General features: G+C 40.9%; 17 protein-coding genes and 1 tRNA gene. 8 read left to right on the top strand and 10 right to left on the bottom strand.

The window, feature by feature from the left end; genetic code table 11:
• The first annotated feature begins 32 nt into the window (after positions 1-32).
• Positions 33-920, top strand: a complete 888-nt coding sequence (locus CVS91_RS02080; RefSeq protein WP_107829969.1) for a DNA-binding protein — start codon at positions 33-35, stop codon at positions 918-920.
• 145 nt (positions 921-1,065) lie between these two features.
• Complete coding sequence (locus CVS91_RS10180) at positions 1,066-1,236, top strand: hypothetical protein (RefSeq protein ID WP_159071390.1); 171 nt, start codon at positions 1,066-1,068, stop codon at positions 1,234-1,236.
• Positions 1,237-1,331: 95 nt separating this feature from the next.
• Here the strand turns inward: CVS91_RS10180 and CVS91_RS10260 are convergent, their stop codons facing one another.
• The 5 genes from CVS91_RS10260 to CVS91_RS02060 all read right to left on the bottom strand — a co-directional run bounded on the left by CVS91_RS10260 (position 1,332) and on the right by CVS91_RS02060 (position 4,804).
• Positions 1,332-1,568 carry a helix-turn-helix domain-containing protein gene (locus tag CVS91_RS10260; protein ID WP_199906216.1) on the bottom strand — a complete coding sequence of 79 codons (237 nt, stop codon included), beginning with the start codon at positions 1,566-1,568 and terminating at the stop codon, positions 1,332-1,334.
• 78 nt (positions 1,569-1,646) lie between these two features.
• Entirely contained in the window at positions 1,647-1,970 is a 324-nt protein-coding gene (locus CVS91_RS10255; protein ID WP_199906215.1) for a response regulator, read from the bottom strand.
• Positions 1,970-2,674, bottom strand: coding sequence for a cytochrome c3 family protein (locus CVS91_RS02070; RefSeq protein WP_107829967.1), 705 nt, complete (start codon positions 2,672-2,674; stop codon positions 1,970-1,972). The genes CVS91_RS10255 and CVS91_RS02070 overlap by 1 nt, the downstream gene beginning before the upstream one ends.
• Positions 2,671-3,108 carry a cytochrome c3 family protein gene (locus CVS91_RS02065; RefSeq protein WP_103568684.1) on the bottom strand — a complete coding sequence of 146 codons (438 nt, stop codon included), beginning with the start codon at positions 3,106-3,108 and terminating at the stop codon, positions 2,671-2,673. Before CVS91_RS02065 ends, CVS91_RS02070 begins: the two co-directional genes overlap by 4 nt.
• 151 nt (positions 3,109-3,259) lie before the next feature.
• On the bottom strand, positions 3,260-4,804 hold the full coding sequence (locus tag CVS91_RS02060; RefSeq protein WP_107829965.1) for a flavocytochrome c: 1,545 nt from the start codon (positions 4,802-4,804) through the stop codon (positions 3,260-3,262).
• Positions 4,805-5,073: 269 nt separating this feature from the next.
• Between CVS91_RS02060 and CVS91_RS02055 the strand changes: the two genes are divergently transcribed.
• Together CVS91_RS02055 and CVS91_RS02050 are read left to right on the top strand one after the other, a co-directional pair.
• Positions 5,074-5,149 (top strand) — tRNA-Val (locus CVS91_RS02055).
• 244 nt (positions 5,150-5,393) lie between these two features.
• Positions 5,394-6,713, top strand: a complete 1,320-nt coding sequence (locus tag CVS91_RS02050; protein ID WP_107829963.1) for an Ig-like domain-containing protein — start codon at positions 5,394-5,396, stop codon at positions 6,711-6,713.
• Between the two features lie 44 nt (positions 6,714-6,757).
• Here CVS91_RS02050 and CVS91_RS02045 read toward each other — a convergent pair whose 3' ends face one another.
• The 4 genes from CVS91_RS02045 to CVS91_RS02030 all read right to left on the bottom strand — a co-directional run bounded on the left by CVS91_RS02045 (position 6,758) and on the right by CVS91_RS02030 (position 10,539).
• Complete coding sequence (locus CVS91_RS02045) at positions 6,758-8,176, bottom strand: alanine/glycine:cation symporter family protein (RefSeq protein WP_107829961.1); 1,419 nt, start codon at positions 8,174-8,176, stop codon at positions 6,758-6,760.
• Between the two features lie 88 nt (positions 8,177-8,264).
• Complete coding sequence (locus CVS91_RS02040; protein WP_107829959.1) at positions 8,265-8,780, bottom strand: ATP-dependent DNA helicase RuvA; 516 nt, start codon at positions 8,778-8,780, stop codon at positions 8,265-8,267.
• Between the two features lie 41 nt (positions 8,781-8,821).
• Entirely contained in the window at positions 8,822-9,988 is a 1,167-nt protein-coding gene (locus tag CVS91_RS02035) for a replication-associated recombination protein A (protein ID WP_234409648.1), read from the bottom strand.
• 20 nt (positions 9,989-10,008) lie between these two features.
• The gene (locus CVS91_RS02030; protein ID WP_107829955.1) at positions 10,009-10,539 is read right to left on the bottom strand and encodes a pyridoxamine 5'-phosphate oxidase family protein; all 531 of its coding nucleotides are present in this window, start codon (positions 10,537-10,539) and stop codon (positions 10,009-10,011) included.
• Positions 10,540-10,617: 78 nt separating this feature from the next.
• On the opposite strand from CVS91_RS02030, the gene CVS91_RS02025 reads away from it, so the two are divergent.
• Positions 10,618-10,911, top strand: coding sequence for a hypothetical protein (locus tag CVS91_RS02025; RefSeq protein ID WP_107829953.1), 294 nt, complete (start codon positions 10,618-10,620; stop codon positions 10,909-10,911).
• A gap of 1 nt (position 10,912) precedes the next feature.
• Here the strand turns inward: CVS91_RS02025 and ung are convergent, their stop codons facing one another.
• Complete coding sequence (gene ung / locus CVS91_RS02020) at positions 10,913-11,605, bottom strand: uracil-DNA glycosylase (protein WP_107829951.1); 693 nt, start codon at positions 11,603-11,605, stop codon at positions 10,913-10,915.
• A gap of 63 nt (positions 11,606-11,668) precedes the next feature.
• Here ung and CVS91_RS02015 point away from each other — a divergent pair, with 63 nt between their 5' ends.
• The 3 genes from CVS91_RS02015 to infC all read left to right on the top strand — a co-directional run bounded on the left by CVS91_RS02015 (position 11,669) and on the right by infC (position 14,921).
• A complete protein-coding gene (locus CVS91_RS02015; RefSeq protein WP_107829949.1) occupies positions 11,669-12,244 on the top strand; it encodes a YbaK/EbsC family protein in 576 nt (191 codons plus the stop codon).
• 341 nt (positions 12,245-12,585) lie between these two features.
• A complete protein-coding gene (thrS, locus tag CVS91_RS02005; RefSeq protein ID WP_107829947.1) occupies positions 12,586-14,406 on the top strand; it encodes a threonine--tRNA ligase in 1,821 nt (606 codons plus the stop codon).
• Positions 14,403-14,921 carry a translation initiation factor IF-3 gene (infC, locus tag CVS91_RS02000; protein WP_009295104.1) on the top strand — a complete coding sequence of 173 codons (519 nt, stop codon included), beginning with the start codon at positions 14,403-14,405 and terminating at the stop codon, positions 14,919-14,921. The genes thrS and infC overlap by 4 nt, the downstream gene beginning before the upstream one ends.
• Positions 14,922-15,656 lie beyond the last annotated feature (735 nt).

The raw sequence follows: 15,656 nt of genomic DNA, 5'->3' as shown, positions 1-15,656 counted from the left end.
AAACTCCATTTAAATTTCAAAAAAGTTAGAAAATGTTAAAAGATAAGATCATAAACAATGAAAGTGGCATAGTGCTTTACGGCCTAACGCCGCCAAAGGCTGAATTTGACGAGGCAAAGCTTAAAGAGATCGCTGCAAAATGGGATAAGAGGATCACAGACGTGCAGGCTGACGGCTTGGTACTTTACGAGATCCAAGACGAAAGTAGCCGCATAAAAAGCGAGCGAACTTTTGAATTTAGCGATACATTAAGCCCTGAAATTTACTATTCAAAATATCTAAATTTAAAGACGCCAAGCATCTTTTATAGGGTCGCGAACAAATATAATGAGAGTGAATTTAGAGCAAATTTAGCCAAAAGTAGTAGCGATATAAATGTCTTTGTTGGCGTTGCTTCTGGTAAAGTAGAGCCTAAAATGAGCTTAGAGCGTGCTTATGAGATCGCTAGAGATGAGTTTAAAGAGCTTGTAGTAGGCGGTGTTTGTATAGCTGAGAGGCACGCTAAAAAGGGCGATGAAGAGCAAAGGATGAGCCAAAAGGCCAAAATGGGGGCGAAATTTTTCATCTCGCAGGCGGTTTTTGATATAAATTTGGCTAAAAATTTACTAACAAGCGTGGCAAAAAGCGGGTTAAATTTGCCTATTATTTTGACATTTACTACTTGCGGCACGCCAAAAACGCTAGAATTTATCAAGTGGCTAGGCATAAGCGTTGATAAAAAGAGCGAAAAAAGGATGCTTGAATGTGATGATTTTTTAGCTATGGCATCGCAAATTTGCCTTGAAAATTTCGCAGAGCTTTATGAATTTGCCAAAAAGCTTGGTATAAACGTCGGCGTCAATGTTGAAAGTGTCATGGCAAAACGCGCCGAGATCGAAGCGAGCCTTGAGCTAACAAAAAGTATAAGAGAGTTGGTGTAAAGCCAGCTCTTGCTATAAATTTCTACAAATTCTTTCTTGATGGTGCAATGCCGTCACAAATCCACACAAAAAAGTCGTTATAATTATTGATTTTGGTATAGGCTAAAAAGCGATAACGTGGCATGCAGACCATTTTAAAGGTCTATTGGCTGACACTTGGCAAATTTCAAAAAACTGCTATAGCAAAAATGATATGGCTTTATGTAAGAAATTTGACGAGATATACGAATACGGCAAACTGCTAAGAGAAAAAAGGCGCTGCTTTGGCAAGGCAAATTTATCAAAGCTGCCCGAAAAATCGTTGAAGTCAAAATAGCCAAACAAGGCAAGAGTTTTTGCAAATTTAAGAAAATTTGATCCAAAAGTATAGAAATTTGCCCCTCAAATAAGATCTAAATTTGACTAAACCCCTCACTCCACTTTATATCCAGTGCCTCGCACGGTTTTTAAGCAGATGGCGGGGATTTTTGCTCTTATCTCTCGCACGAGCGATCTTGTGCGGTCTTGCGATAAGGTTTCGTTTTTATATAGGTGATGATCTATCTCGTCGTAGGTAACGACGTGGGGCGAGTTTTTGCATAAAATTTCAAGTAGCTGTCTCTCTTTTTTTTGCCAAGGTAGATGACCTCGTCCTCTTTTCTTATACACTGGGAGTTTTTGTCAAAGATTTAGCTCAAATTTAGAGCCTAAAAGCACCTTGCAAAGCCTAAAAACGTGAAATAAAAACTATTCAGGGCAAAATGGCTTAATGATAAAATCATTAACCCTAGCGTAGTAAATCCTCTTAAAAACGCTAGGGACGCTAATGCCCCGCAAAAGCATAATGGGAGTGATATTTTGGCTATCTCTTATAAATTTAACCAGATCAAGGTTTAAATTTCTAGCCTTTACGTCAAAAACGTACAGGTCATATCTGTTGCCGCGCTCAAAGTCCTTGATGACTTCGCTAGTGCTTTTTAGCTGCATCATCCTAAACCCAAAGCGGTAAAGCGATGCATTTAGGATGACATTTTGCTCAAAGTTGCTTGAGAGCAGCAAGATCTTCTTCATCAGCCAGCTAGACCGCCACCGGCTGGTTTTTTGGCGTCTTTTTCAGCCTTTTGTTTTAAAAATTCCTCTTCGTCTTTTGTAGGTTTGTACTCATCTTTAAAGAATTTTTGTTTAGTTTCGATCCTCTTTTCAAGCATCTTTTTATCATAAATTTTATATGACGGCTTCCAATACTCAAGATAGTTTCTAAAGCCAGCGCTGTGACCTGCGTCATAGTGGCAGCTTACACATTTTAGCTCTTTATCGCTGCCAAGAAGCTTTTTGTAGTGCGCGTGCATCTTTTGAGCTTGCGCTGAAGTGTTGTTACTATCTATCACGTTTGTGTGGCAGCTTGTGCAGCCGTTGTCAAAGACGAAATGCTCGCGGTTTTTGAGGTTTTTGTGCCAATCAATCGCATTAGGATCGCCAAAGAAATGCACCCAGCCCTCTAAAATGCCGTTTTTCGCCTTTGTTAGGGCGTATTTTGCGATGTTGTCATGTGGTATGTGACAATCCACGCATCTTGCTTTGATGCCGGTTTTGCCATTGCCGCTGTGGATGTCGTCGTTGTAGGCGATCACCATAGGATCCATCTCGTGGCAAACTACGCAGAATTTATCCCCACTCGTCTCATCAAGCGCATAATGAACTGGCAGAACGACTAAAAATCCAACAATTCCGCTTATGAAAATTATAAGTGCTAGTAATTTTTTTGAAATTTTCATGGTGTTACTCCGTTCATCCATTGTGGCACCTCGTGTTCATGGCACTCAGAGCACATGTTTGTAGATGGTTTGTGCTCGTTGTGGCACTCGTCGCAGTACAAAGTCGGACCATCGTGAACAGAGTTGTGAGGATTTGCCTTTAGAGTATCCATAAATTTTAGCCTCTGGGCTAAGAGCTTTTTACTCTTGTGACAGGATAGGCAGCCAGCGTCGCCGATCGCTTTAAATTTGCTAGGATCATCGCCCTGGTTTTGGTGACAATCAACGCAGTCAAAGCTTAGATGTTCGTGATGAGGTTTGATCTTATATTTGGCTCGTAGCTCATCAGAGACTGCTACTTTTGTGACGTTTAGATCGCCCTTTGGCATATCGGCACCAAAGAGATGAAGCGAAAATAAACAGGCAAAAATAGCGATGAATTTAAGCTTATTCATACCCTTTTCCTTTCTATTAAGATTTTATAAACATCAAATTTCAATGGAAAACTAATATTTTTACTTAAACTTATTTTTATAAAATTATAGTCTTCGCTTGATTAAATCTGCATTAATAATAATTTAGTGTGCCAAAAGAGGCACACTAAATTTAGATATTTTCTCCAGCGATCATGCCAAATACTATACAATCAGTGATCGCAACAGTGCCTAAGCGGCTTGCCCCGTGCGTACCACCAGTGATCTCGCCAGCTGCGTAAAGGCCTGGTATTGGCTTGCCAGTCTTGCTTGATAATACTTGCGCTTTTTCGTTGATCTTTAGGCCGCCCATTGTGTGGTGAGGTTTTGGAGATAGGCGGATGACGTAAAATGGACCAGCTTCGTTGATCTCAGAAAGCGCACTCTCTTGCTTGCCAAATTCATCTTTTTTGGCTTTTACGCCCTCATTATATTTTTTGACCGTCTCTTTTAGCGCATCAGCTGGGACGCCGTATTTGCTGGCGATCTCATCTAGGCTCTTGCACTCGCCAACTAGCTTGCCGCTACTCATGCCTTTGCTTATGATCTCTTCGCTAAGGTCTTTAAAAGCCATCTTTGTATCGGCAAATGTGATAGGGAATTTATCAGGTGCAGCTCTTAAAATTTTAAACTCAGCGTCCGCTCTTGTCTTGCGATCAGCCAGCTCGTTCATGAAGCGCTTGCCAGTTCTTACGTCTACTGCGATGCCGTATTTAAATGTACCTTGTTGAGTTAGGATAGGAGCTGTGCCAAAGCCTTTCTCATCTGGGCTCGCCCATGGACCAAACTGGATCCAATCTACTTGCACAGGGTATGCGCCAAGCTCAAATGCCTTTAAAAGCACGCCAGCTGTCGCACCTGCGTGGTTTGTGCTATCGACGTTGTCTGGGATACGTGGGTCTTGAAGCTTTCTAAACGCCTTATCCCTGCAAAAGCCACCAGCTGCAAGGATGACGCCTTTGTTTGCTTTTATCGTTTTTTTGGTGCCACTTGTGTTCTCTAAGTCGTCGTTATAAAGTTTATCATCAAATTTATACTCTTCTCTTACCGCAACACCCACTACTTTGCCGTTCTCATCGACAATAAAGTCGTCAAATTTTGTTCTTCTTACTAGCTTGCAGCCATCTGTTTTTTCAAATTTCTCAAGCATAGGCTGGATGTAGCCTGAGCCGCTGTCGTTTGTCGTAAGCATTGATCTAGCCACGCTGTGACCGCCAAAGTGAGCGCAGTGATCCATCTTAAACTGAACGCCACAATCTACTAGGAAGTTAAATGACTCCATCGCGCGATTAGCTATGGTCTCAAGTAGCTCTGGGTGGTTTAGCCCAAGGCCTGCTTTTAGGCAGTCTTCGATAAATAGCTCTTTGCTATCTTTTATGCCAGTTTTTTCCTGGACTGGATTTACTGGAACAGCCATACCGCCGCCATTTATGACAGAGTTACCGCCGATCCTGCCCATTTTTTCTATGATCAAGACCTTGTTTCCTTTTTTAGCTGCGCTAAGGCCAGCTGCAAGCCCAGCAAATCCAGAACCGATGATGACAACATCATATTCTTCGTCAAATTTGACATCTTTTGCATCTATAGCAGAAGCTTGTGCATTTACAGCACCTAAAGCCAAAGCACCAGCACCTGCAACACTCATCTTAAGCATTTCACGTCTTGAAATTTGCTTCATAAGATCTCCTTTTGGATAAAATTTTGTTTCTCCATGAGAATTATACAAGGATAGTATGAGAACAATATGAGAAATAATAAAAAATATATTGCCATTATTTCGGTAAGAAAAGAAAATTTGTTAGTAAAAATTAATATTACCTTGAATATATAAATTTATCTTTTAGTAATAAAATTTATATAAGGTAAGAGAAATAAAGCATTTGCATTTTAAAGAAAAGGATAATTAAGCTAAATAAAAAGGAAAATAAAATATAATCCCAAATCTTTGGTCCCGTAGCTCAGTTGGTAGAGCACTACCTTGACATGGTAGTGGTCGATGGTTCGAGTCCATTCGGGGCCACCATTTTTATATCAAATTCTCCAAAATACAAAATCCAAAAAATAAATTTAAAAAATATTTTTTGTAACTCTACCATTTTTAAATTTTCAACTAAATCCCTAAAATACAGCAAATTTTTACTAAATTTAACTCAAAAATTTACAACTTCACATTTCTAAAATGTCACAACTGTACCAAAGTACAATAGCTATAAAATAAAATTTTTACTTATAATTGACAACATAAAAATACGCAAAGGGGAAATACTATGAGTAAAGTTAAAGGACTAATCAAATCAATAATCGGCACGGATGCCATCGTCGCAGTTGATGCTAATGGAAATCAAAGAACTCTAAAAGCAGGCGACGTGATCTATGACAATGAGGTCATAAAAGAGCAAGACGGCGTAAAGGTCGAGGTGCAAGCTGCGCAAACTCAAAATGAAAAAGCTAGCGATGAGACTGGCAAAGAGATAGCATCACTACAAGAGCAATTATTAAATGGTAAAAATATCTCTGATCTTGAAGAGACTGCAGCTGGTGGTAATGCCTCAGCAGGTGGTAGCAATAGTGGAGATGGTGTTAGCCTTGGTGCTGCTAGCTTTGCGCAAGGCGGTCACTACTCAAACATCAATGCAAATTTTGAAAACCTAAGCTCTCAAGCAAATGCAAGTGCAGAGGCTTTTACAAATGTAAGCGGTGGCGCAAGCGAGGAGGGCTTTAGTCTTGATACACTTGCAGCTGCGATAGACAATGCATATAACAATATATTGCCACAGCCACTAGAAGTATCTGTCACAGCAGTTGATGATAACGTAGTAACTGGTAATACAGATCAGGCAGTAAGCAGCAACCTTGACATCGAGGGCAATATCTTAGAGCATGAAAATTCACAAAGAACAGGTCTGCATATCACAAACGATAATACTCCAACTTTGGTAGGCAAGGCTACTTCAAACGCTACTATAAGCATATTTGATGGTGAAGGTGAAAATGCACCACTACTTGGTACGACAACTGCTGATAATGATGGCAACTGGTCATATACTCCAACTTCGCCTTTAGCTGATGGAGATCATAAATTTACGATTGAAGCTAGCAAAGTAGCTGCAAACGGCGAAGAGCTAAAAGCTACTAGCACACAAGAGATAACTGTTGATACAAACAATAACACCTTGTCTATCACAAAAATATCTACTGATGACTTTCCTGATATAACATACGATGGTATAGAAAAAGAAAAAAATAGAGAATATGACTTATCACCAAGTATCGAGGGTAAGGCAGAGCCATTTGCTGATATAAATTTAGTCATCACAAAAGCTGAAGTTGTTTACAATGATGGCTTAGGTAGCTCTTGGGTAGAGCAAGGCAACGAAGCTCATGTAGTTGAAAGACTAAGTGCTAGGGCTGATGCTGATGGTAACTGGAGAGCTGAGAGTAGTGTGTTGGATAATAGTGGTACTAACAAATATACAGTTCAAGCCTCATCAGTAGATGAAGCTGGTAACCAATATTCAGAGCCTCAAGCAACTACATTCTATATGCCACTTGAGCCTATAGAACTTGCCCCAACAGACCACCTATAATCACAAATTTAATGTGGAGAGAGCTCTCTCCACGACTCTTAAATTTACTTCAAATACTCTTTTACGTCGTACTCTTTGCCAGTGTCGTGATCTTTTAAAAGTTTAGCCACGACTGGGCTTAGAAGTATTATGGCGATTAAATTTGGCACGACCATAAGTCCGTTAAACATATCGGCTAAGCTCCAGACAAAATCAACCTTTTGCAAGCTGCCTAAAAAGACAAAAACAACAACTAAAATTTTAAAAATTTTAACCGCCTTTGCGCCAAAAAGGTAGCGTACATTGATCTCAGCGAAGTAGTACCAGCCAATGATCGTCGTAAATGCAAAGAAAAATAGGCAGATCGCCACGAAGCTATAACCGCCAGTTTTGCCAAAGATATGTGACGAAAACGCCTCTTGCACCAAGGTGATGCCAGTAAAGACTGCCTTGCCGTTTTCAAAGCTGATGACGTTTGCGGTTAGCACCACAAAAACGGTTATATTTAAGATGACAAAGGTGTCTATAAAGACGCTCATTATGCCAAGGACGGCTTGATCGACCGGGTGTTTGACGTTTGCAGCAGCGTGTGCGTGCGGAGTAGAGCCCATGCCAGCTTCGTTGCTAAAAAGTCCCCTTGCGATGCCGTATCTCATAGCAGCTGCGATGCTAGCGCCAGTTGCGCCGCCCCAAGCAGCAGAAGGATCAAATGCAGCTCTAAAGATTAGTGAGATCGCCTCTGGGATTTGGTGAAAATTTAAAGCGATGATAACCACGCCAACAACGATGTAAAGTAGCGCCATTAGTGGCACGATCTTTTCAGCGACCCTTGCGATCGCTTTTACGCCGCCTATAAAGATGACTGCGCAGACTACGGCTAAAAACGCCCCTGTTAGCCACTGTGGTATGCCAAAAGCGCCACTAAAGCCGTCTGATATGGAGTTTGCCTGAACCATGTTGCCGATAAAGCCAAGTGCGATGATGATAGCGATAGCGAAAAATCCAGCTAGAAATTTCGCCCATTTGCCCTTTAAGCCGCGGCTTATGTAAAAGGCTGGACCGCCTATCGTGTGACCGCTGTCATCTTTGGTGCGGTAAATTTGAGCGAGGCAAATTTCAGCAAAATTTGTAGCCATGCCCAAAAAGGCTGCGCACCACATCCAAAATATGGCTCCAGGACCGCCCATGATAAGAGCTGTCGTCGCACCCACTAGGTTACCCGTGCCAACTTGCGCTGCGATAGCGGTTGCGACTGCCTGAAACGAGCTCATACCAGCCTTGCCAGCAGCCTCGCCGTGAAGTGAGAAATTTCCAAAAAGCTTGCCTAAACCCATCTTAAATTTAAAAATTTGAACAAAGCCAAGTCTAATGGTAAAAAATAGTCCAGTGCCGCAAAGTAGGGCGATGAGGAAGTATGGACCCCAAAGAAATGAATTTATACTTTCAACGCAGTTATTTAAAATTTCAGCAAAATTTGTAGGCATTTTTTAACTTTCGTGATTGATTTGGATTTGAGAAGTATATTTGAAAAAATATAAAATTTAAATTAATAGCTAAAAAATCATGCCCAAGCTAAATTTTTACAAATGCGCCCTGCAAAACCACGCTTGAATAGTAGTAAAAGCTGTAAAATAGCCTATCGTCATAGCTTAGCTCGTCTTGATCCACGATATCAAGATACTTTGGCTCTAGCATTTGCTCCATTTTAGTAAGCGGCTTTGCATGATCCATTTGTTCTACTTTTTCGCAAATTTCAAGCATAAGCTTAAAAAAGACTTCGAGCTTACGTGAGATAAATTTAGCTGCCTCGCCTTTTTCGTCTAGCGCACTTTTATAAATTCGCACTAGAAAAACGAGTGCAAAGGGCGTGGCGTGCCAAAAAGTCTCTTGATACTCGCACTGAGCCACTATCTCATCAAGCAGGTCGGCAAGCTCATTTTCATCAAATTTGGTCTTTTTCACAGCCTTTGTAAGTGTGTTTAAAATTTGCGCAAAAAGCTCCGCCGTGCCGTAACTGCAGCTTAGTCTATCCCATGGCACGTCTTTTAGTTTTAAATTTGCGATATATTCTAAATTTTGCTCGACCATTTGCGCACCTTTTTAAATTTTGAAAGAGTAAAGCCTAAAATTTAGCCCTTTGACCTTATCTTTTCTAACCACTCATTTAGCGTTTTTTCAAAGCCTATGCCCTTGCTTTTGTAAAAAACGAGCGGTTTTTCTAGGTATTTTTGCTCGACCCAGCCGCCAAAATCATGCGGATAAAGGTAGTCTTTGCTCTCTTTTGTGTGATTTTTAAGATATGGCGGGATCTTTAAAATTTCTTCGCTTTGCACGTATCGTAGGGCGGCATTTATCGCGTTGTAGCTGGAGTTTGACTTTGGCGAGCTAGCTAAATAGACGGCGCATTGAGCCAGTATGATCCTAGCCTCTGGAAAGCCTATCTCTTTTACCGCGCTTAGCGTACTGGCGGCTAAATTTAGCGCATTTGGGTTTGCATTGCCGATGTCTTCACTGGCAAATATCGCCATGCGTCTTGCGATGAAGTCAGCGCTCTCACCAGAGTCTATGAGCCTTGCAAGGTAGTATATGACGGCGTTTTCGTCGCTTCCACGCAGGCTTTTTATAAAGGCACTTGCTAGCTCGTAGTGCGTGTCATCCTCTTTTGCCCCTTCTTTTAGGGCGTTTTGGCGAAGTGTTTTTAAATTTTCTAAGCTCACATTTTCATCAAGCGTGACGGCAAATTCGAGTAAATTTAGCATAGCTCTTGCGTCGCCGCCGCTACTTTTAAAAAGATACTCTTTGGCATCTTCATCTATGCTAAATGAAATTTGCTCCCTTATCTTGGCTAAAAGCTCTTCAAAATCGCTACTACTAAGCGGTCTAAACTCAAAGAGCATCGAGCGGCTTCTGATGCCTGAGCTTAGCGTGAAAAAGGGATTTTCGGTACTTGCACCGATAACTAGGGCTTTGTAGTTTTCCATAGGGATCAAAAGCGCTTCTTGTTGGGTTTTGCTAAGGCGGTGGATCTCGTCTATGAAAAAGAGCGGTTTATTTAGGGCGTTTTCGTAGTTTTTTAAAATTTTACGAAAGTCATCTATCTTTAAATTTCCGCCGTCAAACTCGTAAAAGTCGTAGTTTGCCCCACTCGCCACGGCTCTTGCAAAGCTAGTCTTGCCACAGCCTGCTGGACCATAAAATATGGAGTGCGGAATCTTTTGCGTAGCTATAAATTTTAAAAAAGCCGCTTTAACCGCCTTTTGACCGCAAATTTCATCCAAGTTTTTTGGTCTAAACATCAGTGCAAGTGAGCTCAAATTTACTCCTTTACCGCTTTTGGCAAAATTTTGGCCTTTGCGCTAAGGCTCTCTATCTTTAGCTCGTAAATTTTCATATTTTTTAGCCCATACTCTGCCGCCACGTCAAAGGTGCTCATCGCGTAGGCGGTGTATTTAAGGCTTAGAATTTTTAAAATTTCATATCTTTTGGCCTCATCTATCACTTCGTAGGCTCTTGTTTTTGCGATGGCGCTTTTGTATTCAGTCGTAAAGACCTTGCCGCCAAGCGCCTTGCCGTCGTCTTTTATCATTTCTAGCTCGCTATCATTTAGGTGCGGGACTTTATTAAAGCTAACGCAGACAAACTCCACTTTTCGCCCATTTTGTAGCAGTTTTGCCTTGCTACCAGCGGTCGCTCCGTGCACAAAAATGCTCTCACCAACCCTAACAGGCGAGATAGGCACGCTAAAAATTTCTCCCTCATCATCTACGCATGAGATCACGCCGTATTCGCAACTATCGATGATCTCAAGCGCCTCGTCATGGCTTAGTTCTCTGTCTTTTCGTCTCATTTTCATCCTTTTTTTGCAAAATATTTTAAAATTTAAGTGCTTAAAGGCTAGTATAACGCAAAAATTTCAAGGAAAAATATGAAAAAAATTGTCATTTTTGCCCTTTTGCTGGGCGTAAATTTATTTGGTGCAAGCGAGGTTTGCAAGGAGTATGTAAAGCAAAGCAGGCTCTATCTTGATGAGCTTTACGCCAAAGAGAGCAAGAAGCTTGCAGGTGATGAGAAAGCGCTAAGGCTTTTTGAGCTTAAATTTGACGAGTTTAAGCAAAGGCAAATCGGCCAAGAAGCGATGATAATGCAAAATAACGATGAGAAATTTTGCAAAAGCGAGCTTGAAAAGGTAAATAAGCTTCTTACTGAGCTTAAAAAATAGCTCAAATTTTAGCGTTTAAGTCCCATTCGATGGGCGTTTTGCCGTGGTTTGCTAGGTAGATATTTGCCTTAGAAAAGTGCCTGCAGCCAAAAAATGCCCCGCGCGCTAGCGGACTTGGGTGGGCTGCTTCTAAGATAAGGTGCTTGCTGGCGTCTATAAGCGGTGCTTTTGCCTTGGCTGGGTTGCCCCAGAGCATAAAGACTACATTTTGTAAATTTTCACTTATCTTTCTTATGACAGCGTCTGTAAAGCCCTGCCAGCCAAAGCTAGCGTGAGAATTTGCCGCCCCCGCACTTACGCTAAGGGTAGAGTTTAGAAGCAGCACGCCTTGTTTTGCCCACTTTGTAAGATCGCCGCTATTTGGCTCTTTTATGCCAAGATCGGCGTAAATTTCTTTATAGATATTCACAAGGCTTGGCGGCACTCTCACGCCACTTGGCACTGAAAAGCTTAGCCCCATGGCTTGATTTGCGCCGTGATATGGGTCTTGGCCTAGGATGACGACCTTTACGGCATGAAACGGCGTTAGGTTAAATGCGTTAAATATAAGCCCGCTTGGTGGATAGACGACGCCAACGCTCTTTGCTTTTAAGAAATTCTCTTTGATGCGAGCGAAATTTTCACTCAAAAACTCATCTTTTAGCACCTCTTTCCAGCTTGGCTCGATCTTTACGTCATCTAAATTTATCTGCATTTTCCTGCCCTTTTTTAGTTTTAGCGCTATAATTTTAACTAAATTTATCCAAAGGAAAGAGCTGTGTCAGAGCAAATTTTTAATAAAATCCACGATCTACTTAGCAAAAATGGGGCTAAATTTAGAGTGATAGAGCATGAGAGCGCTAGGACTTCAGAGGAGGTCGCTAAGATAAGAGGCACTAAGATGAGTCAGGGCGCAAAGGCGCTGGTCTGCTCTATAAAGGGCGTAGATGAGGAGAAATTTAGGCAAATTTTTAAAGATGAAAATGTGCTAGATGGTTACTTGCTAGATGACGAAAAGCCAGCGATGAAGGCTGGTAAAATTTACTTGCTAGCGGTCTTACCAGCGGACGAGCAGGCTGATCTCGATGCGCTTACGCAAAAATTTGATGGTAAAAGAGCGAGCCTTGCTAGCCCAGAGGAGGTTACGGCGCTTGCTGATTGCGTATTTGGCTCGGTTCCGCCATTTAGCTTTCATAAAAATTTACACCTTGTTGTGGATGAGAGTTTGCTAGAGCGAAACGAGGAGATCGCCTTTAATGCGGGGCTTCTTGATAGATCGCTCATCTTAAATGCCAAAGACTACGCCAGGATAGTAAAGCCAGTGTTTGTTAAATTTGCAAAAGAAAAGTGCTAGGTTAACCACTTCCTAGCACTAAATTAGTCGGGAGAAAAATGAATTTAAGTAATGCAAAGACGAGAAATTGCTAAATTCATTTCAGGAGCAAATATTATCAGGGATAATCTTAAAATATAATAAATTATATTGATAAAATATGCATATTTTAGGGATATTTATCTTTATATATAAAAAAATATATTTTAAAATCCAAAAATTTTGGCTCAAATTTTACTAAATTTAAAAAGAATTTATAAAAATTTGCTTAGCAATTATTAAGTTTAGCTTAAAGCCCATTTCGATAAAATCCTTAATCGTTCTTTTATCGTAAAAAAGACAATTTGATATAAGGAAAAACAATGAGCGATATCATCGCATACAAACTAAATGGCGAAATAGTCGATACTCAAAGTATCGCAGGGCGTGAAAGTAGTGCTGAGCCTATCTATTTCGACAACTCAAAAGAGGCACTACACGTTATCAGACACTCCTGTGCACACCTCATGGCACAAGCTATCAAATCACTCTATCCAAAGGCGAAATTCTTTGTCGGACCAAACGTAGAAGATGGATTTTATTATGATTTTAGAGTTGATGATGAGGGCACGAAGCTAGGCGAGAGCGATCTAGTAGCGATCGAAGATAAGATGAAAGAGCTTGCTGAGAAGAAATTTGACATCGTTAAAACCTGCTCAACTAAAGCTAATATGAGTGAGAAATTTAAAAACGACGATCTAAAACAAGAGGTCTTAAAAAGAATTCCAGATGGCGAAGTGAGCAGCTACGCACAAGGCGATTTTGAGGACCTTTGCCGCGGACCACATGTGCCAAATACTAAATTTTTAAAATTTTTCAAGCTTACACGCGTGGCTGGCGCATATCTTGGCGGCGATGAGAGCCGTGAGATGCTAACTAGAATTTACGGCACAGCTTACGCAGACAAAGAGAGCCTAAAAGAGCACATCCGCATCATCGAAGAGGCTAAAAAGCGCGATCACAGAAAGCTTGGCGTCGAGATGAAGCTATTTACATTTGATGAAGAAGTGGGTGGCGGTTTGCCTATCTGGCTACCAAATGGCGGACGCTTGAGATCAAAACTAGAGCAGCTCTTATACAAAGCTCACCGCGACCGCGGCTACGAGCCAGTGCGAGGTCCTGAGCTTTTAAAGGCTGATGTGTGGAGAAGAAGCGGCCACTACGCAAACTATAAAGAAAATATGTACTTTACAACGATCGATGAGACAGAGTATGGCATCAAACCGATGAACTGCGTTGGTCACATCAAAGTCTATCAAAGTGACATCCGCTCTTACCGCGACTTGCCGCTTAAATTTTTTGAATACGGCGTCGTGCATCGCCATGAGAAAAGCGGCGTGCTTCACGGACTTTTCAGGGTTCGCGAATTTGCTCAAGATGACTCACATATCTTTTGTATGCCAAGCCAGATCAAAGAAAATATCTTAGAAATTTTAAAATTTGCTGGCACGATAATGGAAAATTTTGGCTTCCACTATGAGATGGAGATATCAACCAAGCCAGCCAAAGCGATCGGTGGCGATGAAATTTGGGATACAGCTACAAAAGCGCTAAAAGAAGCTCTTGATGAAAATGGCTTTAAGTACGGCATCGACGAGGGTGGCGGCGCATTTTATGGACCAAAGATCGACATCAAGATAACTGACGCGCTTAAGAGAAAGTGGCAGTGCGGCACGATACAAGTCGATTTTAACTTGCCAGAGCGCTTTGATCTAGGCTACATCGACGCAAATAACGAAAGACAGCGCCCTGTAATGCTTCACAGAGCCTTGCTTGGCAGTTTTGAGAGATTTATAGGAATTTTACTTGAGCACACTGCTGGCGAGCTACCATTTTTCATAGCTCCAACGCAGGTTGTCATCGTGCCTATTAGCGACGCGCATTTAGACTACGCAAAAGAAATTTCACGCGAGCTAAGAAAGATCAACGTCGATAGCGAGATCGCAAGTAAAAATGAGAGTTTAAATAAGAGAATAAGAACGGCAGAAAAACAAAGGGTGCCTATGATAGTCGTGCTAGGAGACAACGAAGTAGCGAACAAGAGCGTTGCGTTGCGTGACAGACAGGCTAGGACGCAGAGCGATATGAGCTTGGCGGAATTTATAAATTTAACGAAGGAGAAACTTAGTGAGGTACATTTTTGAGTAAGGAAAATGAAGTATTGCTCAATGAGGACATAAGGGCGAGAGAGGTAAGATGTGTAGGGGATGATGGCACGGCATACGGTGTCATCTCAAGAGATGAGGCTTTAGAGATCTCAAATAAGCTTGGGCTTGATCTAGTGCTTATAGCGCCAGATGCGAAGCCGCCAGTTTGCAAGATAATGGACTACGGCAAATTCCGCTATCAGCAAGAGAAAAAGCAAAAAGAGGCCAAGAAAAAGCAAAAAACCATCGAGATAAAAGAGATAAAACTCTCTGTCAAGATCGCCCAAAACGATATAAACTACAAGGTTAAACACGCAAGCGAGTTTTTGCAAGATGGCAAACACGTTAAATTTCGTGTATTTTTAAAGGGTCGCGAGATGAGCACCCCAGAGGCTGGCGTAGCCATGCTTGAGAAGGTCTGGGAGATGATCAAAGATGAAGCTGACCGCGACAAAGAGCCTATAATAGAAGGTCGTTATGTAAATATGCTTGTAACTCCAAAAAAGGGTTAAATTCTTACAAAGAGCAGGCTAAGGCTTGCTCTTTTTCATTAAATTTTTAATACAAAAACTCACAAATAACTATTTTCAAAAATTCTATCATTTTTATATTTGCTAAATTTACGCGATGGCGTTTGCTTTATTGATGTGGCTTGCGGTTAAATTTTGCAGGATTAATTTAGTCGTGTTTAAATTTAGTAAATTTTGATTTTTACTTGCTGGGATTTAATACTTTGACATCACTTGCATAGACTTTGTGCTGAAAATAATCTAGACAAATTGACTTTCTTGTGAGTTTGTAAATTTAAGTGTTTGCGTGGGTGTTTGAAACCAAATTTTGTCTAATTGCAAGCTAAATTTGGTAAGAAACTTGATTATTTATAGCTTAAATTTAGTAAATTTTAAATTCCCTTATCCAAATTTGATTGTCTTGTTGTCGCTAGCGTGGGTTACTTTATTGAAATTTAGCCAAGCAAACGCAGCCTATTAGAGTAAATTTGAACTTCTTGTGAGTTTGTAGATTTATGGTGCGTGTGCGAGTGTCGTGAGCCAAATTTCATTTAATAGGCTGCTAAACTTGACGAGAGGAATATAGCTTTAATAAGTGCCCTTTGCAAATCTTTTGACTGCTTTTATTTTATTTGGAGCTAAATTTAGCAAGAAATTTCTTTGTTTATAGCTTAAATTTATAAAATTTTAATTTTTGCTTGCTGGAATTTTTCTATTTTTTATCGCTCGCATGGATGC

It is taken from the genome of Campylobacter concisus, from assembly GCF_003048985.1.
Taxonomy (GTDB): Bacteria; Campylobacterota; Campylobacteria; order Campylobacterales; family Campylobacteraceae; genus Campylobacter_A; species Campylobacter_A concisus_AY.
Note: the sequence above shows the minus strand (reverse complement) of the source record. Positions and strands in the feature narration are given on the sequence as shown.